The sequence below is a fragment of the uncultured Porphyromonas sp. genome, from assembly GCF_900541275.1.
GTDB lineage: Bacteria > Bacteroidota > Bacteroidia > Bacteroidales > Porphyromonadaceae > Porphyromonas_A.
In genome coordinates, this window is sequence record NZ_UQJH01000003.1 from 1 (window position 1) to 25,430 (window position 25,430).

At 55.7% G+C, this 25,430-nt stretch carries 18 protein-coding genes and 1 other RNA gene; 16 read left to right on the forward strand and 3 right to left on the reverse strand.

Annotation, left to right across the window (positions count from 1 at the left end; genetic code table 11):
• The first annotated feature begins 333 nt into the window (after positions 1–333).
• A complete protein-coding gene (gene ppdK, locus QZR17_RS02965) occupies positions 334–3,093 on the forward strand; it encodes a pyruvate, phosphate dikinase (protein ID WP_297127517.1) in 2,760 nt (919 codons plus the stop codon).
• A gap of 112 nt (positions 3,094–3,205) precedes the next feature.
• Positions 3,206–3,910, forward strand: a complete 705-nt coding sequence (locus tag QZR17_RS02970; RefSeq protein ID WP_297127519.1) for a hypothetical protein — start codon at positions 3,206–3,208, stop codon at positions 3,908–3,910.
• Positions 3,911–3,988: 78 nt separating this feature from the next.
• Here QZR17_RS02970 and QZR17_RS02975 read toward each other — a convergent pair whose 3' ends face one another.
• From QZR17_RS02975 to QZR17_RS02985, 3 genes are all read right to left on the reverse strand, one after another.
• Positions 3,989–4,567, reverse strand: coding sequence for a DUF3575 domain-containing protein (locus QZR17_RS02975; protein WP_297127522.1), 579 nt, complete (start codon positions 4,565–4,567; stop codon positions 3,989–3,991).
• A gap of 290 nt (positions 4,568–4,857) precedes the next feature.
• Positions 4,858–7,881, reverse strand: coding sequence for a protein translocase subunit SecDF (gene secDF / locus QZR17_RS02980; protein ID WP_297127525.1), 3,024 nt, complete (start codon positions 7,879–7,881; stop codon positions 4,858–4,860).
• A gap of 176 nt (positions 7,882–8,057) precedes the next feature.
• A complete protein-coding gene (locus QZR17_RS02985) occupies positions 8,058–9,554 on the reverse strand; it encodes a helicase HerA-like domain-containing protein (RefSeq protein WP_297127528.1) in 1,497 nt (498 codons plus the stop codon).
• A gap of 510 nt (positions 9,555–10,064) precedes the next feature.
• On the opposite strand from QZR17_RS02985, the gene QZR17_RS02990 reads away from it, so the two are divergent.
• From QZR17_RS02990 to ligA, 14 genes are all read left to right on the forward strand, one after another.
• Positions 10,065–11,525: a PDZ domain-containing protein gene (locus tag QZR17_RS02990; protein ID WP_297127531.1), complete on the forward strand. Its 1,461-nt coding sequence runs from the start codon at positions 10,065–10,067 to the stop codon at positions 11,523–11,525.
• Positions 11,526–11,527: 2 nt separating this feature from the next.
• Positions 11,528–12,988 (forward strand): glycoside hydrolase family 125 protein, encoded by a 1,461-nt coding sequence (locus QZR17_RS02995; RefSeq protein WP_297127533.1) that lies wholly within the window; start codon positions 11,528–11,530, stop codon positions 12,986–12,988.
• Between the two features lie 3 nt (positions 12,989–12,991).
• Positions 12,992–13,633 (forward strand): DUF3256 family protein, encoded by a 642-nt coding sequence (locus QZR17_RS03000; protein WP_296158761.1) that lies wholly within the window; start codon positions 12,992–12,994, stop codon positions 13,631–13,633.
• Positions 13,634–13,639: 6 nt separating this feature from the next.
• Positions 13,640–14,554, forward strand: coding sequence for a hypothetical protein (locus tag QZR17_RS03005; protein WP_296158762.1), 915 nt, complete (start codon positions 13,640–13,642; stop codon positions 14,552–14,554).
• Between the two features lie 9 nt (positions 14,555–14,563).
• Entirely contained in the window at positions 14,564–14,995 is a 432-nt protein-coding gene (locus QZR17_RS03010; protein WP_297127535.1) for a type II 3-dehydroquinate dehydratase, read from the forward strand.
• A gap of 39 nt (positions 14,996–15,034) precedes the next feature.
• The gene (gene pyk, locus QZR17_RS03015; protein WP_297127537.1) at positions 15,035–16,510 is read left to right on the forward strand and encodes a pyruvate kinase; all 1,476 of its coding nucleotides are present in this window, start codon (positions 15,035–15,037) and stop codon (positions 16,508–16,510) included.
• Positions 16,488–17,150, forward strand: coding sequence for an O-methyltransferase (locus QZR17_RS03020; RefSeq protein ID WP_297127539.1), 663 nt, complete (start codon positions 16,488–16,490; stop codon positions 17,148–17,150). Before pyk ends, QZR17_RS03020 begins: the two co-directional genes overlap by 23 nt.
• Positions 17,151–17,158: 8 nt before the next feature.
• A complete protein-coding gene (locus QZR17_RS03025; protein WP_296158765.1) occupies positions 17,159–17,560 on the forward strand; it encodes a ribosome-binding factor A in 402 nt (133 codons plus the stop codon).
• A 14-nt stretch (positions 17,561–17,574) separates the two neighbouring features.
• A complete protein-coding gene (locus QZR17_RS03030) occupies positions 17,575–18,786 on the forward strand; it encodes an ABC transporter permease (RefSeq protein ID WP_297127541.1) in 1,212 nt (403 codons plus the stop codon).
• Between the two features lie 156 nt (positions 18,787–18,942).
• The gene (locus QZR17_RS03035; RefSeq protein WP_070466148.1) at positions 18,943–20,376 is read left to right on the forward strand and encodes an MFS transporter; all 1,434 of its coding nucleotides are present in this window, start codon (positions 18,943–18,945) and stop codon (positions 20,374–20,376) included.
• 143 nt (positions 20,377–20,519) lie between these two features.
• An RNA gene (gene rnpB / locus QZR17_RS03040) (RNase P RNA component class A) lies at positions 20,520–20,879 on the forward strand.
• Positions 20,880–20,938: 59 nt separating this feature from the next.
• Complete coding sequence (locus tag QZR17_RS03045; protein WP_296162180.1) at positions 20,939–22,378, forward strand: YihY/virulence factor BrkB family protein; 1,440 nt, start codon at positions 20,939–20,941, stop codon at positions 22,376–22,378.
• A 262-nt stretch (positions 22,379–22,640) separates the two neighbouring features.
• A complete protein-coding gene (locus tag QZR17_RS03050) occupies positions 22,641–23,381 on the forward strand; it encodes an SIMPL domain-containing protein (protein ID WP_296162252.1) in 741 nt (246 codons plus the stop codon).
• Positions 23,381–25,420 carry an NAD-dependent DNA ligase LigA gene (gene ligA / locus QZR17_RS03055; RefSeq protein ID WP_297127544.1) on the forward strand — a complete coding sequence of 680 codons (2,040 nt, stop codon included), beginning with the start codon at positions 23,381–23,383 and terminating at the stop codon, positions 25,418–25,420. Before QZR17_RS03050 ends, ligA begins: the two co-directional genes overlap by 1 nt.
• Positions 25,421–25,430: the final 10 nt, after the last annotated feature.

Genomic DNA, 25,430 nt, shown 5'->3' on the forward strand with positions numbered 1-25,430 from the left:
ACCCGTTTTTTGGCTCTTCCGAGAGGTCTCTCCCGACTTTTTCGCTTCTTTCTTGTTGTTCATTTCTGCTCCTCTATGTGTGTACTTTTCTAGGACACCACAATAAATTCCCCTCGACATGAATGCACAAAAGGATAAACCGTCTGACAAAAACAACAAGTCAGAAAAATAGCAGGCAGGTACAATTAGATATTTTTTACCCTAATCAATGATTTCCGTGCAATATAGGGCAATCGTCTGTACCTTTGTAGTGTAGGCACGAGAGTGCTTCTCAGAAAGCTTATCAATAGAATTAGGATTGCAATCCAAAATAAATCAAAAGAAACAAATAGTATGAGCGAAAGCAGTAAGAAGATTTACTCCTTTGGCAACGGCAAGGCCGAGGGTCGCGCAGATATGCGTATGCTCCTCGGTGGTAAGGGAGCTAATCTCGCCGAGATGAACCTCGTAGGCGTACCGGTGCCTCCCGGATTTACAATCACGACAGAGGTCTGCAGAGCCTATCAGACCGAGGGCGCAGAGAATATCCGCAAGTCTCTCTCTGAGGACGTCAAGGTCAATATCGGTAAGATTGAAGCACTTGTGGGACGCACCTTTGGCGACCCGGCTAATCCGCTCCTCGTCTCGGTCCGCTCCGGTGCTCCTGCCTCCATGCCGGGTATGATGGATACCATCCTCAACCTTGGTCTCAATGACGAGGCTGTTGAGGGACTTGCCAAGCTGACCAATAATCCTCGCTTCGCTTGGGACTCTTACCGTCGCTTTGTCCAGATGTACGGCGATGTGGTGCTGGGACTGAAGCCCGAGAATAAGGATGACATCGACCCCTTCGAGCTCGAGATCCGTGCGGTGAAGAAGGCTAAGGGCGTCACCCAGGATACTGAGCTGGAAGTGGAGGACCTGAAGGAGCTGGTGAAGCGCTTCAAGGCTGCCGTGCTGGAGAAGACCGGCAAGCCCTTCCCGCAGGATGTCCACGAGCAACTGTGGGGTGCGATCTTTGCCGTCTTCAGCTCCTGGATGAATGAGCGCGCCGTGCTCTACCGTCGCATGGAGGGCATCCCCGAGGAGTGGGGGACGGCTGTGACCGTCATGGCGATGGTCTACGGTAACATGGGCGACACCAGTGCCACCGGCGTCTGCTTCTCTCGCGATGCCGCTACGGGTGAGAATGTCTTCAACGGCGAGTACCTGATCAATGCACAGGGCGAGGACGTCGTCGCTGGCATCCGCACCCCGAGCCAGATCACTCTCAAGGGCTCACGCCAGTTTGCCGAGTACAAGGGGATCAGCGAGGAGGAGCGCAAGTCCGAGCACCCCTCTCTCGAGGAGGCGATGCCTGAGATCTACAAGGAGCTCTTCGAGATCCAGCACAAGCTGGAGCAGCACTACCACGACATGCAGGATATGGAGTTTACCGTCCAGGAGGGTAAGCTCTGGTTCCTCCAGACACGTAATGGTAAGCGTACCGGTCGGGCGATGGTCAAGATCGCCATGGACCTGCTCCGTGACGGTATGATCGACGAGGAGGCTGCCATCGAGCACATCGAGCCCAATAAGCTGGACGAGCTGCTCCACCCAATCTTTGACAAGAAGATGGAGAAGAGCGCCACGCTGATCGCTCGCGGTCTGCCCGCCTCCCCCGGTGCCGCTACGGGTATCATCTGCTTCTTTGCTGACGATGCTCAGGAGCTGCACCACAAGGAGGGACATCGTGTGATCCTCGTCCGAGACGAGACCTCTCCGGAGGATCTCGCCGGTATGCAGGTGGCTGACGGTGTGCTCACCGCACGCGGTGGTATGACCAGCCACGCAGCCGTGGTGGCACGTGGTATGGGTAAGTGCTGTATCACCGGTGCAGGAGCGCTCAATATCGACTACAAGGCCCGCACCATCACCGTAGGGGACAAGGTCTTCCACGAGGGAGATCACATCTCTATCAATGGCTCTACCGGTCGTATCTACGAGGGTGAGCTCAAGACTGAGGCACCCGAGCTGGATGAGGACTTCCAGATGCTGATGGACCTCTGCTCTAAGCACAGCCGCATGGTCGTGCGTGCCAATGCGGACACCGAGCGCGATGCAAAGGTGGCCCGTAAGTTTGGCGCTGTAGGTATCGGCCTCTGCCGTACGGAGCACATGTTCTTTGACGGAAAGAAGATCAAGGCGATTCGCCACATGATCCTCTCCGAGACTGCCGAGGATCGGTACAAGGCACTCGAGGTGCTGCTCCCGATCCAGCGGGAGGACTTCAAGTCGATCTTCCTCGCCATGGATGGTCACCCGGTGATCGTCCGCCTACTTGACCCGCCGCTACACGAGTTTGTCCCCCACGATGCAAAGGGTCAGGAGGAGATGGCTCAGGACATGGGTGTGACCGTCAAGTACATCCGAGAGAGGGTGCAGCAGCTGGCTGAGCACAATCCTATGCTGGGTCACCGTGGTTGCCGTCTCGGCAACACCTACCCCGAGATCACGATCATGCAGACGAGAGCCATCCTCGGTGCAGCCATCGAGCTGAAGAAGGAGGGACACAACCCAATCCCCGAGATTATGGTGCCGCTGGCAGGTATCGTGCAGGAGTTCAATGAGCAGAAGCGCATCATCACCGAGACAGCAGAGGCACTCTTCGAGGAGGAGGGCGCACGGATCGACTTCAAGATCGGTACGATGATCGAGGTACCCCGCGCAGCCCTGACGGCAGATAAGATCGCTGCCTCGGCGGAGTTCTTCTCCTTCGGTACCAATGACCTCACGCAGATGACCTTTGGCTACTCTCGTGACGACATCGCATCCTTCCTGCCCGTTTATCTCGAGAAGAAGATCCTCAATGTGGATCCTTTCCAGGTACTCGATCAGGACGGCGTGGGTCAGCTGATCCGTATCGCTGCCGAGCGTGGTCGCAAGGCGCGTCCCGAGCTGGTATGCGGTATCTGCGGTGAGCACGGAGGTGAGCCGTCGAGCGTGAAATTCTGCGACACAGTCGGGCTGAATTACGTCAGCTGCTCGCCCTACCGCATCCCGATCGCTCGCGTGGCAGCGGCACAGGCTGCTATCGAGCACCGCAAGGATGCTGAGGCTGCGATGCAGGAGTGACACTTTTAGTCTCACTCTGAGATAAGACAAGAGGAGCTGTCCCAATCACGTGGGGCAGCTCCTCTCTTTTTTGCTACATTTGGGATATCAAGTCACAAAGCAAGAAACCGATATGAGAAAACTGATCATCACTCTACTGCCACTGTTGCTTACAGCACTCTCGGCATCCGCACAGATCTTTGTCCCCTCTGACCCTATAGGCACCCAAGCGACCTATACGATGACAGGTAAGGATGGGAAAAGCTCGACCGAGCAACTAATGCTCCGCCGTGTCAAGGGCAATAACGTCTGGAGCAGCACACCGGGCAACTCAGACGAGATCCCGATATCTGAGCTGGTACTGCCTGAAGGCGTCTACTACTCCATAGATGAGCTGAGGACGCTGGTACGTCAGAAGATGACTGGCAAGGCGGCTAAGCTTGCCAAGGTCGAGATCAACTGCCTTAGCGGAGACCGGTTTCGGATGCTCCCCCTGCAAGGGACTCCCGGACAGACATTTCCCGACCAGACACTGGAGGTGAGGGCGAAGGTTAAGTTCCTCGGACTGCTCAATCTCCACCTTACCATGACCGTTGAGGGGGACAAGATCCTCCGGAGAGAGACGCGTCAGACCCCCTTCGGCGAGGTCTCCACGATCGTACGCTCGTACACTATGGTGTCCAAGACCGACGCTAAGGTGATGGGCAAGCGAGAGCAGAAGGTAGAGCGAGAGGAGATCACCCAGTGGATCATACCGGGGAGGGGTCTCTATAGGGAGGAGAAGAGGAAGGGAAAAGAGCTGAGCGTAAAAGAGCTGACTGACTTCAAGCGCCCCTGACTAATAGGTATGAAAAGAGTGGGCGGCCTCCCGATCAAAAGGGAAGCTGCCCACTCTCTATGTATGTATCTGTAAGGATCAGAAGCGATAGCCCAGGCTGATGCCACTGCGGATGTAGGCAGGCACATCATCCTTAGTGGCAGAGACGAAGTTGCGTCCGGCTCCGGTGTAGATCTCACCGACGAAGCCACTTTTGGAGATCCACTTCCAGCCGATGCCGAGACCGAGACCGGCTCCAAAGCCGTTGGCATCCTTAGTATCTATCTTGAGACCTCCGTTCACGCCACTGGAGAGGTTAGTCGTCTTGGTGTACTTGCAATCAAAGAAACCGGCATTTACCTCGATGAAAAAGCCGGCACCGGGGAACTCGTCCTGCCCACGATGCTTCCAGAAGAACCACCGGGTATAGGGCATAACCGCAAACTTGTAGGGATAAGAGTCCTCCCAAGCGGCACTGGCAGCGACGCCAAGTGACAGATCCTCCAGCAGGATTCGGTCATAGGAGAGCTCGATATTGCCAGCGAGAGCCATGGGAAGATTGATCTTCACCTCATTGAGACGGCCCTCCGTGAGCACCTGCTGCGCCTTAGCACTTGAGGAAAACGATGCAGAGAGCAGCAGGGCAGCCGCAGTAAGCATCCACTTTTTTACGTTCATAAGACTATTACTTGACTTTGATATCTATTAGTTATCTGTTTAGGCAAAGGTATACTATTTTCCAGTAAAACAATACATCTGATGAGGTGCACAAGAGACCCGACCGGTCTCATCGCGAGGATTACGGCAGTGAGGAGACAAATAGAAGACGTAGCCATACAAGAGCTCCTCGTGGAGGTGGAATCCCTTCAGCACTCTTTGGGACACCTTATATACATAGGGGGAAGCAAAAAAAGTCCGACCCACCGAGTGATCGGCAGGTCGGACTAGATAATACTCAGTATAAAGGATTACCGGCGAGCGGCAAGCTTCTGCTGAGACTTCTTGTGATTATGGTTATTAATCATCCAGGCGATCGGCGACGCCACGAAGAGGGTGCTCAGTGTACCGAAGACGATACCGAGGATGATAGCGAAGGTAAAGCTCCTCATGCTGGCACCTCCGAAGAAGAAGATCATCAGCACCACCAGCAAGGTACTCGTACTGGTATTGATCGTACGAGTAAGGGTGATATTGAGTGAGCGATTGAAGAGCTCCTTGCGCTCCATATCAGGGTGATACTTCAGCTCCTCACGGATACGATCAAAGACAACGATTGTATCATTGATCGAGTATCCGATGATCGCCAGCACGGCAGCGATAAAGTTCATATCGATCTCCATGGTGAAGGGCATGATCTTCCAGAGGATCGCGTAGAAGGCGATAATCACGCAGGTATTGAAGGTCACTGATGCGAAGGCTCCGACTGAGAAGGCGTAGTCCTTGAAGCGGATCAGGATGTAAATACCCATCACGATCAGGGAGAGGATCACAGCGATGGTGGCACCGGTCTTGATGTCGTCAGCGACACTGGCACCCACCTTCTGTGAGCTCTGGATATTTTGCTCGACAAACTGATCCTGGGTCGTACCCTGAGGCAGCTGTGACTGCAGGCTCTCATAGAGCTTGGTCTCGATCTCCTTGTCCACCTCAGGGGTATTGGTCTCCACCTTGTAGTTGGTCGAAATACGTACCTGATCCTCTGAAGTGATGCGGATTACGCTGACATGACCATCGAGAGCGGGGCTCACAAGAGAGGAGATCTCGGCAGGCGTCACGTTGTGATCAAACTTCACCACATAATTACGACCACCCGTAAAGTCAATACCTCTCGGGATGCCGATCGTGGCCATCATCACACCTCCGATCGCAAGGATCGCAATGGCAACAGTAAGACCGACCTTACGGAGTCCGATAAAGTCGATATGGGTATTCTCAAGGAAGTGGCGAGAGATCGGGGTTTCAAAGGTGACGCCATTCATCTTGCCCTTCTCTGCACGACCTTCAAAGATGACACGAGTCATGAAGACAGCGGTGAGGAGGGAGATGAGCAGACCGATGATCAGCGTGGTGGCAAAGCCTCGGATCGCACCTGAGCCAAAGAAATAGAGGATCAGACCGGTCATGATCGTGGTGACATTGGAGTCAATGATCGCAGAGAATGCATTACCATACCCCTCCTGGATCGACTTCAGCATCGTCTTACCCTTCTTAAGCTCCTCTTTGATACGCTCAAAGACGAGCACGTTGGCGTCCACCGCCATACCCAGCGTCAGCACCATACCGGCGATACCGGGTAGGGTCAGGACGGCATGGATCGAGGCGAGGATACCTAGAGTGAGGAAGAGATTGACCAAAAGTGCCAGGTCGACGACGATACCGGGGAAGAGACCGTAGATGAGGCACATATAGATCATAAGCAGCACGAGTGCTACAAGGAAGGAGATCACTCCTGCCTTGATAGCTGCTGCACCGAGGGATGGTCCCACGACATCCTCCTGCACGATACGTACAGAGGCAGCCATCTTACCCGACTTGAGGGTATTAGCAAGGTCGGTCGCCTCATCAACTGTGAAATGACCGGTGATCTGTGAGGTACCATTTGGGATCTCATTGAGGACATTAGGTGCAGAGTAGACCACATCATCGAGGACGATGGCAATGGGTCGGCCGACATTCTCCTTCGTCAGGCGTGCCCACTCCTTGGTGCCCTCAGGATTCATAGTCATGGAGACACCCGGATCCTGACGTCCCTGCTGCTGATTGATCTCACTCTTAGCACTGGTGACCACGTCACCGGCGAGAGCCGGCTCATTGCCCCGGCGAGAGCCCTTGAGAGCATACAGCTCGAAGACGTTGCTCCCCTCGCTCAGCTCCTTGGAGCCCCAGCGGAGGACAAGGTCACGTGGCAGCACATCCTTTACCTGAGGCAGACTGAGCATAGAGTCAATGGCGGCACGGTCTGCCTTACGGGCCACAGCGACCACGGCTGCAGAGCTACCGCGGGAGAGCTGCAGGCGAGAGAGCAGAGGATTATCCTTAGATGCCGTCTGCGTCTCAGCAGTCTCAGCCACTGCGGTCGTGTCGGCACCGGCAGCGATCTTTTGTGCCAGAGCCTCAGCAGCACTCTTGGCGCTGTCAGCGGCAGCCTCTACAGCGTCAGTAACCTCCTCGGTGGACTTCTCCTCAGCAGTCTCGCTTACCTCAGTCTCAGCAGGACGATCGGAGGAGGAGTGGAGACGAGCCAGCACCTGATCGGCAGAGACGAGATAGTCTGACACCTCAGAGCCCAGGTAGCACTCCCAGAACTCAAGATTAGCACTACCCTGGAGCAACTTGCGTACACGCTTCGGCTCAGTGATACCCGGCAGCTCCACGAGGATGCGGTTGCTCCCCTCGAGCTTCTGGATATTCGGCGCCACAACACCAAACTGGTCGATACGATTGCGCAGCACCTTGTGTGAGCTGTCGATCGCATCATCGACCGAGCGACGGAGGAAGGAGATCACCTCGTCATCGCTACTATTGGTATTGATACTCTCCTTATTGCTCAGGGTGCCAAAGACGGCAGCCAGACGAGCGTTGGGGTCGAGCTTGTGGAATTCGTCGACGAAGAGGGAGACAAAGTCCTTCTGCGTCTGGTCTTGCCTTGCGATGGCATTGGTCAGCGCCTGACGATATGTGGGATCCTGGCTGTGGCCGGAGAGGTTATCCAGCACGTCAGCCACGTTGAGCTCTAGGACGACATTCATACCGCCCTTGAGGTCGAGTCCCAGTCCGATCTGATTCTCACGAACCGATTTTAGAGTGGAGCCAAGCCAAACCTTCTGAGGAGCCATGGAGTCAAGGTAGGCGATCTCTTTATTCACATCGCCCGCAGCATACTCCTTAGCCTTACTCTCGTAGATCGATGCCACTACCGTAAAGGAGAGGTAGTACGCACTGATCAGTACTAAGAGGATGGTTGTCCACCTTACTAAGCCTTTATTCTGCATCAGTCTCTTATAAGTATGTAGTGATTATTGATTTCTCTGTCATTCACCCGCAGTCCCCTACCTCAGCCTTTACGGTGAGAATAGGGTACTTTTACGGTTGGCAAATGTACTGATTTTATGCCAATTTGCACTCTACCCGACCAAAGTAAAATTTGTTTTAAGAGGATAGACCATTCTTAGCGACGCCGCTTACCGCCCAAGAGAGTGCCAAGGATCGACCTCGTGATCTCTCTCCCGGCACTTGATCCCATGGCTCGGGTAGCCGACTTGAGTATCCCGCCAAGCAGGTCAGAGAAATCGTCTTGCTGTGGCTTTGCGCTCGCCTTCGTTGCTTTGGCGCGCCTCTCGGCCTCTGCCCTCTGCTCCTCCTCGACACGACCTTTCTCCTCCCGATCTGCCAAATCCTCGTAGGCACTTCTCGGGTCGATGCTCTCGCGGTAGACACGCTCCAGAGGCGACTGACGGATAAGCGCATCCCGCTCCTCATCTGTCAGGGGACCGATGTAGGACTGCGGCGGTAGCACACTGACACGCTCCGAGATACTTGGTGCCCCATGGTCGTCGAGGAAGCTCACGACAGCCTCACCCGTGCCAAGTCCTTGGATCGTCTCCGTCATATCGAGGGCGGGATTGGGACGAAAGGCATCCGCAGCCGCTCTCACTCGCTTCATATCGGACGGCGTGTAAGCTCTCAGGGCATGCACCACCTTATTCCCCAGCTGCCCCAGCACCTCATCGGGGATGTCTGAGGGCGACTGAGAGATGAAGTAGATCCCCACTCCCTTGGAGCGGATCAGCTTGATCACTTGTGTCAGCTTCTCCAGCAATGGCTTATTGATGTCGTCGAAGAGTAGATGCGCCTCATCGAAGAAGAAGACCAGCGCTGGATGATCAGGATCACCGACCTCCGGGAGGTTGTCGTAGAAGGAGCTCAGTAACCACACCAGCAGACTGCTGTAGAGGCGGGGTGACTTCATCAGCTCCTTAGCCTCCAAGATATGGATGGTGCCACAACCGCCCTCCGACGTCAGCAGGTCACGGGGGTCAAAATCCGGCATCCCGAAGACCCGCTCCCCACCCTGACGCTCCAGCCGGAGGAGAGAGCGCTGGATCGCACCGACGGAGGCGGTGGAGACATTGCCATAGGTGGCGGAGATCTCCTTACGATGATCCGAGAGGTAGCGCAGCATCGCCTGGAGGTCCTTCAGGTCGTAGAGGAGGAGGCCATTATCATCCGCCACCCGGAAGGCGATCTCCAGTAGGCCGCTCTGCACGTCATTCAGCTCGAGGATCCGCTCCAGCAGCATCGGTCCGATGCCGGAGATCGTCATCCGCATAGGGGTGCCCTCTTCGCCAAACGGGTCCCAGAGACGCACCGGATAGCCCCTCTCCTTATAGCCCAAGCTCCTCAGGTCATACTGCTCCACCCGGCGAGTAACGGAGGACTTATTTCCACCCTCCTGTACCATACCGGTGAGGTCCCCCTTCGCATCCACGAGGAAGATCGAGCTGCCGAGGTCGCTAAATATCTCCGCCAGCATCTGGCAGGTGACTGTCTTACCGGTACCGGTGGCACCGGCGATCAGTCCGTGACGATTCATTTTCTCAGGCAGGAAGCTGACAAAGCGCTCTCCCGTCCACCCCACGTAGGGGACTCCATCATTCGTAAGCATAAGTAGTACTACAGATACACTGCGGGTCACTCCCCCATCGACCCTTTACAAGTTATCTCCCCACAAATCTATCAATTTATCCGCGATCAGAAGCCTCGGGCACTCGTGCATCACCCCTACTCAAGCAGCCCACTCTTTATGGAAATCTCTAATACCGATATTAGTGATCTCTAATACCGATAAAAGAATTCTCTAATATCGGTATTAGATCAAGTACCTATCCATCGGGCATGGGACACCCCTCCCCTATGCTCACCACAGCAAAGGCAATCTCTTGTCTCCTCCCACTCCTAACACGTCAAAATGCGAGATAGCCATACTATGTTCGGCAAACATAGTTTTTCTTGGGATCGAATTTATTGGTAAAGATGACGCATTTGAGTGGTACGAAGCCACTCAAATGCGTCACCCCTAACATAACTTAATAGGACACGAGAGGATGAGTAGAAAAATATCTACCTTTGTATTGTATATAGAATTCAATAATGCACCAGATAGTTCCTGAATAATATGAACGGAGTGTGTCAGAAAATGTGGCTCCTGTGTATGGCCCTCGTGGTCGGAGCATCGCTGTCGTATGGACAGAAAGTGGGTAAGTCGGGCGTCCGCTGCGACGTGGGACTACTGTATCAGATCAGCTACCAAGAGAGCTGGGGCGACTCACATGCCGTGGTCGTGGAGGTGATCCCCGGTAGCCCGGCCGACAGAGCCGGCATCCGCCCGGGCGATGTGATCCTCGAGATCGAGGGACGCGACACTCAGAAGCTCTCAGAGGAGTCCATCACAGCGATGATCCTCGATCCCTCTCACGATCAGGTGTCACTGAAGATGCGCCGTCCCGGCACACCATCGTGGGACTTGGTGCTGCGGAAGGAGTGCCTCCCCTCAGGGATCCTGACGGAGGAGCTTCTGGCACAGGCCTTCAGTATGTATAGTCTGGAGGATGTCACCACCCGGCGCTTCACTATGCCCTTTATCTACACCCTTCCGACGAAGCGTGACTTCATCAAATACAGCACATTCTCATTTGCAGACAAGGAGATCGGAACGAAGCCCGGTGCTCGTGTCCTCGCAAAGGAGCTGGTGAGCAAGGGACTTAGAGAGCTCCCCACCGGCGGGCAGTTGAGCATCGTTTATAAGCCCGCCCTTGAGAGCAATCCGGACTTTCGCCCCGGTAGCGAGGCGAATCTGGATCCGGGATTCAAAAACTATCTGGTTACACGCAAGGATGGTCGCTATGAGGTGGACCACTATCCATTCTTGAGCATCAATACCCCGAAGTTCTCCGGTAAGTATCGGATGACGGTGGACATCGAGCTGATCGACAGCGAGGATAACACTAAGGTATGGAGCGTGACGGCGCGCGAGCTGCTCAATAAGGAGTACGATCCAGATCGGTATGTGGCTAACTTCTGCTACCTCATGCTGGCCAATTACCCCTTCGTCCGCTATGTGATGAATCCGACCTTCGTCCTGCACCGCGATCAGCACCTACTGACCGGCGTGGGGTATGATATGAACGACCTGCAGGTCATTCGTCACATCACGCCCGGCAGTCCCGCAGAGGCCGCCGGGCTAAAGGTGGGAGACCGGATCAAGTCGATCAATGGTCGCCTGCTGGAGAGCTCGGTAGATAAGATGAGCTCGGTCTACAAGACCTTCCTCCGTAAGACGTGGAAGTATCGTGCCAAGTCAACTGTCTACCCGGATGATAACGGCTTCCGTCAGTGTATGTACTGGGACCCTCAGTCCTACGATGTGGTGGCAAGTGAGCTGGATAAGGAGACTTACCTGGGAGCTTTTAGCTACCTCTTTGCCCACAATCCCTACATCGTATCAGCGGGGGCGAAGGTAGCGGCATCCGGTAATGGAGAGACGAAGGTGATCTTCGAGGTGATCCGTGACGGGGCGCCACAGGTGATTATGGTGGAGCCTCGCCTCATCAATAAGGACTACATAGAGTTGAAGTGAGCATGAAGCACCCATTCCTCCTCTCCGCTCTCGCCCTGCTCTGCTCCGCTCAGGTGGTGAGGGCACAGGAGAGTGTCTACGACTACAAACCGATCGCTGAGACCATACAGCAGGACGCCACCCGGTATGTCTGCAAGCGACCGCCTGTAGAGGATCGACTCTTCCGCTCCGATGCGGTCGAGCGCGTGATCCGTGAGGTACAGAGTAAGCTGACCAATCCCAAGCTACGCTGGATGATGGGGAATTGCTTCCCCAACACCCTCGACACAACGGTCCACTTCCGGCACGATGAGGATGGGCGGCCAGACACCTTTGTCTACACAGGAGACATAGCTGCGATGTGGCTACGCGACTCAGGCGCACAGGTCTATCCCTATGCGGCTCTCGCAGATGAGGATCCCCTACTTGCGGAAATGCTCCGAGGGGTGATCCGACGTCAGATGCTACAGATCTGTCTCGACCCATATGCCAACGCCTTCCTCGATGGAGAGCTGACCACCTACTGGGCGACCGATATGACAGAGATGCGCCCGGGGGTGCATGAGCGGAAGTGGGAGATCGACTCGCTCTGCTATCCGATACGACTGGCCTACGCCTATTTGGCAGCGACAGGCGACAGCTCGATCCTCGATGAGGACTTCCATAGGGCGATGCGCCTCGTACTACAGACCCTACGCGAGCAGCAACGCAAGGAGGATAGAGGACCATACTCCTTTATGCGCCAGACGGAGCGGAGTACAGACTCTAAGTCATGTGGAGGCTGGGGCGAGCCGGTGAATCCCGTGGGACTGATCGTCTCCTCATTCCGCCCCTCAGATGATGCGACCCATTACCAATTTCTCATTCCCTCCAATTTCTTTGCCGTCACCTCATGCCGTAAGGCTGCTGAGATGATCAGGAGAGGCTATGCCGATGAGGCACTGGCGACCGGACTGGAGGAGCTGGCAGACGAGGTGGAGCAGGCACTCGCAAAGTATGCTGTAGTCTCGCACCCGATTTATGGTCAGGTGTATGCTTATGAGGTGGACGGATATGGAAATGTCAGCCTTATGGACGATGCCAATGTCCCGAGCCTCCTCGCCATAGGCTACCTTGGTGACGTTGCACTCGATGACCCGATCTATCAGAATACGAGGCGCTTGGTCTGGAGCGAAAGTAATCCATACTTCTTCCGAGGCAGTGCCGGTGAGGGAATAGGTGGACCTCACGTGGGCTACGATATGGTGTGGCCGATGAGCATAATGATGCGCGCCTTCACCTCTACCGATGATGAGGAGATCCGCGCTTGTATGGAGCAGCTCCTCACGACTGATGCCGACACGGGGCTGATGCACGAGTCGTTTCACAAGGACGACCCGACGAAGTACACTCGCAGCTGGTTTGCATGGCAGAATACCCTCTTCGGCGAGCTGGTGCTGACACTGATCGAGCGGGGAAAGCTGGACCTACTCAATAGCCTCTGACCGATGCGTCGATATACTCTACTTACACTACTTGGTCTCCTCGTCCATATCTCCCTCGCGGTAGGACTGCAGGCTCAGTCGGTAGACGAGGTCTTCCGACGGATGCCGGATGAACTAATCCCCCTGCTACCCGACAGCACCCTTCGTGCCGAGCTCCTCGAGAGTCCGGAGGGCGTTTCGGTGGTCAATCCCTTTGGCGGGGAGATGAGTGTGATGAGCCGAAGCGAGCAAGGTCTGAGACTCTCGCTCGACCGACTGACGGAGCTGGAGGTGGGACTCTTGCCACACGGCAAGAGCTACTACATCTGTCTCATCGCCACCAGCACCATAGTACCGGCTCAGTCAGTGGTCACGCTTTTTGATGCCGACTGGAACCGGCTACAGGGGACCCCTTTTACCCTACCCTCACCGGAGCACTTCATCTCAGGACAGCTGAGCACCCGCATCAAGCGCTCCCTTGCTGAGCTGGGGCACCTCCACTGGAGGGCGATGATGGACCCTATGGAGCCACAGCTGCTTACCGTGAGGATCACCAGCCTTGACGAGAAGACAAGCCAATCCCTGTACCCGGAGATGCAGAAGAGGGTACAGCCAGTGGCGATGAAGTGGGGGGAAAATCACTTCGAAATTGTGGTAAAGAAATAACCCGAGATGGATCAAGAAAGGATAGAGCAAGAGGATAAGCAACGTAAGCGCAAGGCACTCCTCATCGTCGGGATCAGCATCCTGCTGCTCCTGTTGGCCGGTGGAGGGTACTACCTCGTGCGACAGCAGCGGACGATCAATGATATGCGGGAGCTGTCGGCGCTCGACAAGCAGATGCTGCAGGACCAGTTTGATGAGCTGAATATGCAGTATGAGGAGTTTAGCTTTGAGATCAGCAACGACTCCATTGCAAAGCGGCTGGAGCAGGAGCAGGCAAAGGTGCAGCGACTGATGGAGGAGCTGAAGCAGGTCAAGAGCACTGATGCTGCTGAGATCAGTCGTCTCCGCCGCGAGCTCGACACCCTCCGCAAGATCCTCAAGAGCTACGTCATCCAGATAGACTCGCTCAATAGAGCCAATCAAGCTCTCAGGACAGAAAACAAGGCTCAGCGCGAGGAGATCAGCCGTGTCACATCCCGACAGAGACAGCTGCAGGAGGAGAAGTCGGACCTTACGGAGAAGGTACAGCTCGCCGCTAAGCTCTCGGTGAGCAACTTCCACACCGTAGGACTTAATAACAGAGGGCGCGACACGAAGCGGATCAAGAGCATGAAGCAGCTGCAGATCAATTTCCAGGTCGACCGCAACGTCACTGCTGAGCCAGGGATGAAAACGATCTATGTCCGCCTGAGCAAGCCCGATGGATCACTGATGCAACAGCCCGGGGAGAGCGGCACAATGTCCTTCGAGAGCGGTCAGGTACCCTACTCTGTCTCTCGACAGGTCGAGTACAGCGGTGAGCCGACTCAGGTGAGCCTCTACTGGGACATTCAGGAGTATCTGCCGGAGGGTAGCTACGTGGCAGAGATCTTTGCCGATGGGTATAAGATAGGTAGATACAGCTTCTCGCTCGGTAACTAAGCGACAGCCATGCGTACCGTACACATCATCAATGGACCCAATCTCAATAGGCTCGGCGCCCGTGAGCCTGAGCTCTATGGAGCAACCGCCTTTGAGGACTACTTAGAGCGGCTGAGGGAGCTCTTTCCCTCTGTGGATATCATCTACTTCCAGTCCAATCACGAGGGAGACCTGATCGACTACCTGCAGCAGGACGAGGTGCGGCATGCCTTCGGCGTGATTATCAATGGGGGCGCTTTTTCCCACTACTCCTATGCCATAGCCGATGCGCTGCGGATGGTGGAGGCACCGCTGATAGAGGTCCACATAACCAATACACATGCACGTGAGGACTTCCGAGAGAGGGATGTACTCACGCCTGTCTGCGAGGGGGCAATCATCGGTCTCGGGCTGGACGGATATCGCCTGGCCCTCGCCAACCTCTGTGCCAGACGTGGATAAGAGATAATATAATAACCTATTATATAAAAAGTAAGTATCGTGGTAAAGGAGTATCTAAAGTCGACTAAGATCGTCGCTACAGTATCAGACCTGCATTGCGACCAAGAGTTTCTGAGACAAATCTTTGACGCCGGTGTCAACGTCGTCAGGATGAACTCAGCCCATATGACTCATGAGGGATTTGAGCGAGTGATCCACAACGTCCGCGCTGTCAGCGACAGCGTCGCCATTATGATGGACACCAAGGGACCTGAGGTCCGGACAACAGCTACCGCTGACGGAGCACCGATTGAGCTGGTGACAGACCAGCAGATACAGATCCAGGCAGACCCGACAGCGCCCTGCACCCAGGAGGTGATTAATGTGAATTACCCCGGCTTCATCCACGATGTACCGGAGGGAGCAGCTGTCCTCTTTGATGACGGACTCCTCGGTCTGAGAGTAATCCGCAAGGACGAGACGACCCTCTACTGCACGGTGCTCAATGACGGGACCATCGGCTCCCACAAGAGCGTCAATGTACCCAATGTCAGCATCGATCTCCCGGCTGTCACCGAGAGGGATCGAGACTCGATCCTCTTCTCTATGGCTAACGATGTCGACTTCATAGCCCACTCCTTCGTCCGCTCTCGGAAGGATGTCGATGAGATACAGAAGATCCTCGACAGCGGGCATAGTGACATCAAGATCATCTCCAAGATAGAGAACCAGGAGGGCGTGGACAATATCGACGAGATCATACAGGCCTCCTACGGCATCATGATCGCTCGAGGTGACCTCGGCATAGAGGTGGATCTGGAGGATATCCCGACGATCCAGAGGACGATCATACAGATGTGCATCGACCAGAATAAGCCGGTCATCGTAGCCACGCAGATGCTCCACACAATGATCCAAAACCCCCGCCCAACGCGCGCCGAGGTGAGCGATGTCTCCAGTGCGATCATGATGAATACGGATGCTGTGATGCTTAGCGGTGAGACCGCCAATGGGAAGTACCCCGTGGAGGCGGTACGGACTATGACGAAGATCATACGCGCTGCAGAGCAGCTCCCTCCGACACACTTCTTCTCCGAGCTGACCTGCCCACGCGAGCAGGGACCGGACCTAACCCGCTTCCTCTCCAAGTGTGCCGTCGACTCGCTCGCCCTCTTCCCCGAGGTGAGCGCCATCATCAGCGATGCCTACTCCGGACGGACCGCCCGCACCCTCTCCTCCTATCGCGGAGACCGACCCATTTTGGCACTCTGCTCCCACAAGGCCGTCGCCCGACAGCTAGCCCTCTCCTATGGTGTCACAGCCATCTATCTGGAGAAAGACAAGGCCCATGGCGAGGACAACCACCACTACCTCCTGAGGGGTATCAAGTACCTCCTCGACCAAGAGACGATCACCACCGATGACACCATCGTCTACTGCGGTGGGATGCTCAATCCTCATATAGGGACCAACACACTGGAGATGTACCGGATGAAAGACTTCATAGACTTCCATGCCGATAGCTTCCGTAAGTGAGCACCTGAGAGAGCTGGCCATCACCGAGTACGCCGAGCGCCACACCGACAAGGAGCCGGCGATCCTCACCCGCCTGACACGGGAGGCTGACGAGCGACTGATGTATCCCCGTATGAATTGCGGGCACTTACAGGGTCGCCTCCTCAGGATGCTGGTCCGGATCACAGGTGCAAGGGAGGTGCTGGAGATCGGGACCTACGCTGCCTACTCCACCCATTGCCTCGCTGAGGGTCTACCCGAAGAGGGACACCTCACCACCATTGATGTCAATGATGAGATGGAGCCTGTGATCAGAGCCAGCCTCAGCGAGACGGGCATTCACGAGAAGGTCACCAGCCTCATAGGGGATGCGAAAGAACTGCTCACCACGATGGATCTCTCAGCCTACGACCTGATCTACCTGGACGCAGACAAGCGGGGCTACCCCGACTACTACCACCTCATCGTCCCGGCGATGAGATCGGGAGCTCTCCTCATCGCTGACAACACCCTCTGGGGTGGCAAGGTGGCACTGAGCGACTGTCACGACCCGCAGACAGAGTCGCTCCGCTCCTTCAACGACCTAATCGCGAAGGACGCCTCCGTGGAGAAGGTCCTGCTCCCTCTCCGAGATGGTCTTACACTTATCTATAAGAAATAAATACCGATATGAATCCGATACGAACCGCACGCACAGCACGGATGATCCAGAAGGAGCTTAGCGAACTCCTCCTCGCAGATACGAGGCTGACGCGTGGCGTAATCATCAGCGTCACTGAAGTAAGGCTGGCACCGGACCTCAGCTCTGCACGCTGCTACCTAAGTATCTTCCCTGATGCCAAGGGTCCTGAGATCCTCAAGACCCTTCAGACCAATACATCGACCATAAGGTATGACCTCGGCAACAGCCTCGCCAGCCGCATGAGGGTGATACCGGAGCTCTACTTCTATCTCGACCGGTCGGAGGAGTACGCCCGTAAGATCGATGAGCTACTGGACGCCAATCCCACTCACGACTACACGAGAGACGAGGAGTCGGAGGGGTGGATCTCCAGCTTAGACGACGAGTAAGGGAGGAGCGCCTCATGGGATCCGGATCGAGAAGTCTCAGCACGGCACTCTTCATCGCGTGGAGGTACTTCTTCTCACGCAAGAGTACGCAGGCGATCCACGTGATCGCCATCGTCGCTGTGACGGCTATTGCCATCGTGACGATGGTGATGGTGGTGGCGCTCTCTGTCTTCAATGGATTTGAGCGCTTCACAACGGATCAATTTGCCACCCTCTGCCCCACCACCGAGATCCGTAGCGATGTCGGGCAGGACTACTCTGCCTCAGCAGTCACACTGCCTCCCGGAGTGACAGCTGCACCGGTCCTGACGACTCAGGCGCTTGCCAAGTGCGGAGACAATGCGATGCCGGTGACCCTTATCGGTATCGACAGCACCTATCAGCAAGTAGTCCCGATAGCCGACCACTTGGTGGGAGGAGACTTCGACATAGGAGATGAGGACTATCCCTCTGCGGTACTCGGCGTTGGTGTGGCCGCACAGCTTGGTGCCGGTGTGGGCTATCAGTCACCCCTGACCATCGTCCTGCCGAAGCGGCTGGGGCGGATGTCGACTATCCTCCCTCAGAGGAGCTTTGTCACACGGGATCTCTACGTGGGCGGAGTCTTCCAGGTCGACGATGAAGAGGCAGACGAGCAAGCGGTATACGTGCCGATCGCACTACTGAGGGAGTTGCTTATGTACGACAGTGACGTAGTCACCTACCTCGCCACAGACCATACTGACGATCGTGAGCTCACCACGGCTCTCGGACTAGGGTATAGGGTCCTTGACATTTATGAGCAGAATCCCCAGGCCTACCGCGTACTGGAGATTGAGAAGTGGATAACCTTCCTCCTGCTCGTCTTCGTCTTGATCCTCTGCCTCTTCAGTGTCATCTCCACCCTCGGTCTGCTGATCGTAGAGAAGCGCGATGACACTCAGGTACTCCTCTCCCTCGGGGCAACACCGAGTACCATCGACAGCATCCTACATATTGAGAGCTACCTCCTGACCCTCAGTGGACTCGTTATCGGACTGGTGACGGGGATCTTGCTGGTACTTAGCCAAGCGACTTGGGGGTGGCTCAAGCTGGGAGGAGATGCCAGCCTACTACTTATCGATGCCTACCCCGTGGAGCTACGAGTGGGCGATCTCCTTATGGTGAGTGCGATCATCCTCTTGGTAGGCTGGATCAGCAGCAGGATTGCCTTCCGACTCTTCAGCCGAGGAGAGCGCAAGGGGTAAATAGGTGCTTTTTTCCTCAAAAAGCGGAGAATATAAGGTGGAGAAGAAATCTTTTTCCTTACATTTGCCAGGAAGGGAAGGAGGGGGATAGGATACTATTATCACAACCAATAATCAAAATCTCTAATGAGTACAGTAGAGACGGCACAAGCAACGATGCCGCACGGAGAGACCCTCCGAGACAAGTGGTACGTCCGGTGGGGCGTCCTGATTATGATCGCACTGACGATGCTCTTCGCATATATGTTCGTCGATGTGCTTTCACCCCTAAAGACTCAGCTGGACCAGAATCTCGGCTGGAGCTCATCGGTCTTCGGCACATACGCGGGGAGCGAGTTTTTCATCAATGTCTTCTGCCTTTTCCTGATCTTTGCCGGGATCATCCTCGACAAGATGGGCGTGCGCTTCACCGCCATCCTCTCCGGATCGCTGATGGTGCTAGGTGCCGGCATCAAGGTCTATGCACTGAGCAATACCTTCCATGACGGCGGCTTCCTCTACGGCTTCGTGTCAAGCATTGTCCCCGCTGACTTCCCCCCGTCTGCGGCACTCGCCTGCGCAGGCTTTGCCATCTTCGGCATGGGTACCGAGATGGGCGGCGTGACCGTATCGAGAGCGATCGTCAAGTGGTTCCAGGGGAAGGAGATGGCAATGGCGATGGGCGTCGAGATGGCGGTAGCCCGACTGGGCGTCTTTGCTGTCTTCCAGTCGTCACCTCGCATCTACAATGCGATGGTAGAGAAGTTTGGTCCGGATATGACTGCCGCCCAAGGCATCCAGGCAGTGCAGGCACCGGTACTCTTTGTCTTCATCCTGCTGGTGATCGGTCTCTTCCTCTACCTCGTATATGGCGTGCTGGATCGCAAGCTGGACAAGCAGCAGAGTGTCACCATCGTTGAGGACGAGGAGCCCTTTAAGTTTAAGGACCTGGGCAAGGTCTTTGGCATCAAGACATTCTGGATCGTGGCGCTACTCTGCGTACTTTACTACTCCGCGATCTTCCCCTTCCAGAAGTACGCGACCAACATGCTCGAGAGCAATCTCGGTCTGAGTACAGAGACGGCATCTAGCATCTTCAGTCTCTTCCCCATCGGAGCGATGGTCATCACACCCTTCCTGGGGCTTTACCTCGACAAGAAGGGCAAGGGTGCCACGATGCTAATCCTGGGGTCCATCTTGATGATCGTCTGTCACGGGATCTTTGCCCTCTACCCCTTCACAACGGATAAGCTCTCCTTCGGGATCGCCATTGGTGCCATTGTGCTCCTCGGGATCTCCTTCTCACTCGTGCCTGCCGCCCTCTGGCCCAGCATGCCTAAGGTGATTGACGCCAAGGTACTCGGCTCGGCCTACTCAGCTACCTTCTTCATCCAGAATATCGGACTGATGTCTGTCCCGATGATCATCGGCCGTGTCCTCGATGAGACCAATCCCGGTGCCGTGGCAGGGCAGGCTCTCAATTACACCCCCGCTATGCTGATCTTCACCTCCTTCGGAGTACTGGCGCTCCTCCTAAGCCTTTACCTCAAGGCCTACGACCGTAAGAAGAATCTCGGTCTCGAGCTGCCCAATATCAAGAAGGACAACTAATCCCCCTATACATAGTTAGTTTCAAGAGGGTGTGCCGATGTCTCGGCACACCCTCTTGGTCTTTGAGATCAGGAGCTTTTCTGAGAGCTGAGCAGTGAAGAGGTAAAATCGTACCTTTGCAGTATAGAGTGATCCTCTCCCTATGAGTGAGTGACCCTGTCGCTCGAGACTTCGGTCTCGGGAGGAAAGTCCGGGCCACACAGAGCATCACGCTTCCTAACGGGAAGGCGTCGTGAGGCGCTCGATGCGTAACAGAGAATGACCGCCTGCTTGCAGGTAAGGGTGAAAAGGTGAGGTAAGAGCTCACCGAGCCATCGGTGACGAGGGCTGCCGTACGCAGACGTGAGGGGAAAAATCATGTATACCGGCGACTGAGGGCTGCTCGTCCGATGCCGGGGGGTAGATCGATAGAGGTGTCGGGCAACCGCCACCCGAGATTAATGACAGGGACGCTTGGTGAGAGCACCAAGACGACAGAACCCGGCTTACCACTCACTCCTAAGGGAGGGGATCGCTCTTATTTTTTATCACTATACCACCACACCGATCTCACACGAGAGACATGCCTACCGAGCAGAGGGACAGCCATCAGAGTAACGACCTCCCAAGCTATGAGGAGCGACTACAGACTATCCGGTCGAGACGAGAGAAGGAGCAACGGAAAGGCTTCTTCTCACGCCTGACACGCCGTGGGAAGAAGGCGAAGCGCTTTTTCTCAAACGAGATATGGCGTCTCCGTGAGGATGACCTGCGCGGTAGCCAGCGGTGGATGGTCCGAGTACTCCAGGTGATTGTCATCACGATCCGTGAGTACACGGATGGCAACTTGGGGCGAAAGGCCTCTGCCCTCACCTACACCACCCTCCTTGCCCTGATCCCTATGCTGGCGGTGATCCTCAGTATCGCAGCAGGATTCGGGATGCAGAGCTCTGTCCAGAGGCAGCTCTACGACTACTTCCCGGGGCACTACACGGAGCTGACTCAGGCCTTTGACTTTGTCGAGAGCTATATGAACGTGGTCCACAGCAATACCTTCATCATCATCGGAGTGGGTACTTTGCTCTATACTGTGGTCCGACTGATGCTCAATATCGAGGATGTGATGAATGAAGTGTGGCATATCAAGGAGCCTCGCCCCTACAGCCGACGGATCCTATGGTCACTCGCCTACTTTCTGATCCTCCCCTTCCTCATCACACTGACGAGCGGACTCAATGTCTTCATCCGCTCATTCTCAAGCTTCAAGCTCTTTGGTGAGCTTTCACTCTCGCCACTCTTCTCCTTCCTCAGCGGCTTTGGTCTTTACCTGATCTGGATCCTGATCTTTACGGCACTGTATAAGTTTATGCCCAATACTCGGGTCCGCACAGGTCCTGCGCTGATGGCGGGGACGCTGTCGGGTGTGGTCTTCCAGCTCTTCCAGATGATCTACATTACCGGACAGCTGTGGGTGAGTAAGTACAATGCGATCTACGGGAGCTTTGCGGCTGTCCCATTGCTCCTCCTCTTCGTCCAGATGTCGTGGGTTATAGCGCTCTTCGGTGCGCAGCTCGCCTACTCGATACAGAATGTGGAGTACTACTACTTCCGCTCCGAGAGCGAGCACATCTCGAGGCGATTCAGAGACTTCATTGCTGTGGTGCTGATGAAGAAGATCTGCCTCGCCTTTAAGCACGAGGGCGAGGTGTACGATGGTGAGGAGCTGGCGAAGGAGTGCCACCTGCCGATCATCGTCGTCAATGACACGCTCGACAAGCTCGTACTCTGTCGCCTGCTCATCCGTCAGCCTAATCCCAAGCAGACCTCACGACCCACTTACCTCCCAGCACTCGATGTCAGCACGATCACAGTACGCAAGGTGACTACTGCCATGGACCGGCTCGGAGCGGAGAATTTCCGGATCGACCTCTACAGCACCTACGCCAAGGAGTGGCTCATCGTGCGGGACGCACGCTTCTCCGAGGATCCGGACAAGATGGATCAGCCGGTGATCACCCTCTGAGACCTCTCTATACCTCTCTCATGCAGTGGGGAAATCAATAGCCCTGAGACTGAGATTTAGCCCATGCAAGGACGGCTACGAGGCGAGCAACCCCGGTTGCCTGACCACTCTTCCTAATTCACTGCACGCGACTATCTTCCGAAGCGGACTAATTCTTCTGCCCTAAAGGGAGCCCAAAAAAGGACACTAAGGTGTGCCTTTTTTGGTAGTTTTGTATGCACTGCCAAGTGCAATGCATTGACACAACTCAACCACTTCAATCATGAATAGCAAAAGAAATATACTCGGTACCCTGATCATCGCAGTCACTGTCGTCCTCTCAGTCTGGATCGGGGCATCGGCCCTCCGTCATCGCAATGACGGACCTCGTACCATCACTGTGAAGGGAAGCGCAGAGCGATCCTTCCGCAGCAATCTCGCCACTTGGACACTCACGATCACCGACCACAGCTCGTCTCCCAAGTTGGGATTTGACGAGGTGGAGCGACAGCGAGGCGTCGTTGTAAGCTTTCTCCGCTCGCACGGATTTACCGACGAAGAGATGGAGATGCTTGGTGTCTCCTACAACGAGCGCGTCAATGGCTACTACAATAAGAATCAGGATCGCTATGTAGAGGAGCACGATGGCTACGATGTGAGCCAGTCGATCGTACTCACCACTGAGGACGTGGACAAGATCGACCAAACCGCTAAGGCAGTAGGCGAGCTCATCAATCTTGACGTCACCGTCAGCGTGGGCGACCCCAGCTACTACTACACCAAGATGGCGGACCTAAAGCTGGAGATGCTTGATGCCGCAGCCGCCGATGCACGCGACCGCGCTGCATCGATCGCCAAGGCAAGCCACGGCAGCCTCGGTGCCCTACAGAAGTCTCAGATGGGCGTCTTCCAGATCTTGGGACGCTACGCCAATGAGAGCTACTCCTGGGGAGGTACGCTCAACACCTCCGACATAGATAAGACCGCAAGTATCACCGTCTCCTCGACTTTCCTCCTGAAGTAATGACCCTCGACGAAGCCCGCCGACGGGTAGAGCAGCTGAGACACGAGCTGGAGGAGCACGAGTATCGGTACTACGTCCTCTCAGCCCCCACCATCAGCGATAGGGACTTTGATCTCCTGATGAAGGAGCTGGAGTCTCTCGAGAGATCCTACCCGGAGCTGATCACCCCCTACTCGCCTACGCAGCGGGTGGGAAGCGAATTCATCGGTGAGGTTGCCACCGGCACTGCTGTCGCCCACAGAGTGCCGATGCTCTCGCTTGCCAATACCTACAGCATAGGCGAGGTGGAGGACTTCTACCGCAGGCTCACTGAGGCTGTTGGCGAGGCACCGGAGCTGGTAGCCGAGCTAAAGTTTGACGGCGTCTCCATCTCCGTGATCTACGAGGAGGGACTACTGCACCAAGCTCTCACCCGAGGGGACGGGCAGTATGGCGAGGATGTGACGCAGGCAATCAGGGCGATCCGGGCGATCCCACTCCGACTCAAGGGCGACAATCTCCCGGACCGAGTGGAGGTCCGGGGAGAGATCCTGCTGCCATGGCGGGAGTTTCAGAGACTGAATGCAGCTCGAGAGGAGGCGGGCGAGGCTCCCTTTGCCAACCCTCGCAACGCTGTCTCAGGTACGATCAAAACGAAGGAGAATATCGCCGCCGTGGTGAGCCACCGACGCCCGACTGCGCGCTTTTACTACCTTCTCAGCGATGATGAGGACTGGCTGCCGGAGCGTCACTCCGATCGGCTGGAGCGGATGCGGGAGATGGGGCTCCCCGTCAGCACGCACAGCGCCCTCTGCCACTCTGTGGAGGAGGTAGACAAGTATCTCGACTACTGGGATCTCCACCGGCACGAGCTGGAGGTGGCTACGGACGGGGCGGTGCTGAAGGTCAACGACTACTCCCTCCATAAGCAGATCGGGATGACAGCAAAAAGCCCTAAGTGGGCGATCGCCTATAAGTACGATGCCGAGAAGGCGATCACGCGACTTCTGGAAGTTCGCTACCAGACCGGGCGAAGTGGCATCGTCACACCGGTGGCACTGCTGGAGCCTGTAGAGCTCTCCGGTACCACCGTCTCCCGTGCGACACTCAATAACGAGGACTTTATCCGCAATCTTGATCTCCACGAGAGAGACCTCGTGTCGGTGGAGAAAGGAGGTGAGATCATCCCCAAGATCACCCTTGTGCGCAAGGACCTGAGAGACGAGCAGGTGGGAGCTCCTGTCTCTATGCCGGGGAGCTGCCCGTCCTGTGGCACTACTCTCATCCGGCATGAGGGAGAGGCGGGACTCTTTTGCCCCAATAAGTGGGACTGTCCGGCTCAGGTAGAGGGGCGGATAGAGCACTTCTGCAGCCGCAAGGCGATGGACATCTTCATCGGTCCGAGCAGCATCAATGCCCTCTCCACGATCCTCGGTCTGCGCTCAGTGGACCAGCTCTACACGCTCACCGAGAGAGAGCTGCTCCGACTGCCGCTCTTCAAGGAGACAAAGGCGGAGAACCTCCTTAAGAGCATTGAGGAGAGCAAGGAGAAGCCCTTTGAGCGAGTACTCTTTGCCCTCGGCATACCCCTCGTAGGGAGCAAGGTCGCGGAGACGCTTGCCCGATATGCCGGGTCGATCGACCGTCTATTAGAGGCCTCCGAGGAGGAGCTACAGAGCATCCCGGAGGTGGGCCCGATGATCGCCCGTAGCGTGAGGGACTACGCCCAGGAGCCCCGGTCCCGGCAATTGGTCGCTAATCTAAAGGCTGCAGGTCTCCACTTCGAGATCGAAGAGAAGGAGCAGACCGGTCCCACCTCTGATACCTTCGCAGGTCAGACCATCGTGATCAGCGGAGTCTTCCACACCATTACTCGCGATGAACTCAAGGAGCTGCTTGGCCGCCATGGTGCGCGTGTCGGTAGCAGCATCTCCAGCAAGACCTCACTCCTCGTCCATGGCGAAAATATGGGACCGGCAAAGCTCGCCAAGGCGGAGCAACTCGGCGTAAAGATGATGACCGAGGAGCAATTTTTTGACACCTACAGAGATCTAAGATAAGACAGCACAA

What these genes read in the sequence shown, in the direction of transcription:
- QZR17_RS02970 (WP_297127519.1), top strand. Translation starts at nt 3,206, where the DNA reads ATGAGAAAACTGATCATCACTCTACTGCCACTGTTGCTTACAGCACTC.
- QZR17_RS03030 (WP_297127541.1), top strand. Translation starts at nt 17,575, where the DNA reads ATGGGATCCGGATCGAGAAGTCTCAGCACGGCACTCTTCATCGCGTGG.
- ligA (WP_297127544.1), top strand. Translation starts at nt 23,381, where the DNA reads ATGACCCTCGACGAAGCCCGCCGACGGGTAGAGCAGCTGAGACACGAG.
- QZR17_RS03035 (WP_070466148.1), top strand. Translation starts at nt 18,943, where the DNA reads ATGCCGCACGGAGAGACCCTCCGAGACAAGTGGTACGTCCGGTGGGGC.
- QZR17_RS02975 (WP_297127522.1), bottom strand. Translation starts at nt 4,567, where the DNA reads ATGAACGTAAAAAAGTGGATGCTTACTGCGGCTGCCCTGCTGCTCTCT.
- QZR17_RS03000 (WP_296158761.1), top strand. Translation starts at nt 12,992, where the DNA reads ATGCGTCGATATACTCTACTTACACTACTTGGTCTCCTCGTCCATATC.
- QZR17_RS03020 (WP_297127539.1), top strand. Translation starts at nt 16,488, where the DNA reads ATGCCGATAGCTTCCGTAAGTGAGCACCTGAGAGAGCTGGCCATCACC.
- QZR17_RS03005 (WP_296158762.1), top strand. Translation starts at nt 13,640, where the DNA reads ATGGATCAAGAAAGGATAGAGCAAGAGGATAAGCAACGTAAGCGCAAG.
- QZR17_RS02985 (WP_297127528.1), bottom strand. Translation starts at nt 9,554, where the DNA reads ATGCTTACGAATGATGGAGTCCCCTACGTGGGGTGGACGGGAGAGCGC.
- QZR17_RS03045 (WP_296162180.1), top strand. Translation starts at nt 20,939, where the DNA reads ATGCCTACCGAGCAGAGGGACAGCCATCAGAGTAACGACCTCCCAAGC.
- ppdK (WP_297127517.1), top strand. Translation starts at nt 334, where the DNA reads ATGAGCGAAAGCAGTAAGAAGATTTACTCCTTTGGCAACGGCAAGGCC.
- QZR17_RS03010 (WP_297127535.1), top strand. Translation starts at nt 14,564, where the DNA reads ATGCGTACCGTACACATCATCAATGGACCCAATCTCAATAGGCTCGGC.
- QZR17_RS02995 (WP_297127533.1), top strand. Translation starts at nt 11,528, where the DNA reads ATGAAGCACCCATTCCTCCTCTCCGCTCTCGCCCTGCTCTGCTCCGCT.
- QZR17_RS03050 (WP_296162252.1), top strand. Translation starts at nt 22,641, where the DNA reads ATGAATAGCAAAAGAAATATACTCGGTACCCTGATCATCGCAGTCACT.
- QZR17_RS02990 (WP_297127531.1), top strand. Translation starts at nt 10,065, where the DNA reads ATGAACGGAGTGTGTCAGAAAATGTGGCTCCTGTGTATGGCCCTCGTG.
- secDF (WP_297127525.1), bottom strand. Translation starts at nt 7,881, where the DNA reads ATGCAGAATAAAGGCTTAGTAAGGTGGACAACCATCCTCTTAGTACTG.
- QZR17_RS03025 (WP_296158765.1), top strand. Translation starts at nt 17,159, where the DNA reads ATGAATCCGATACGAACCGCACGCACAGCACGGATGATCCAGAAGGAG.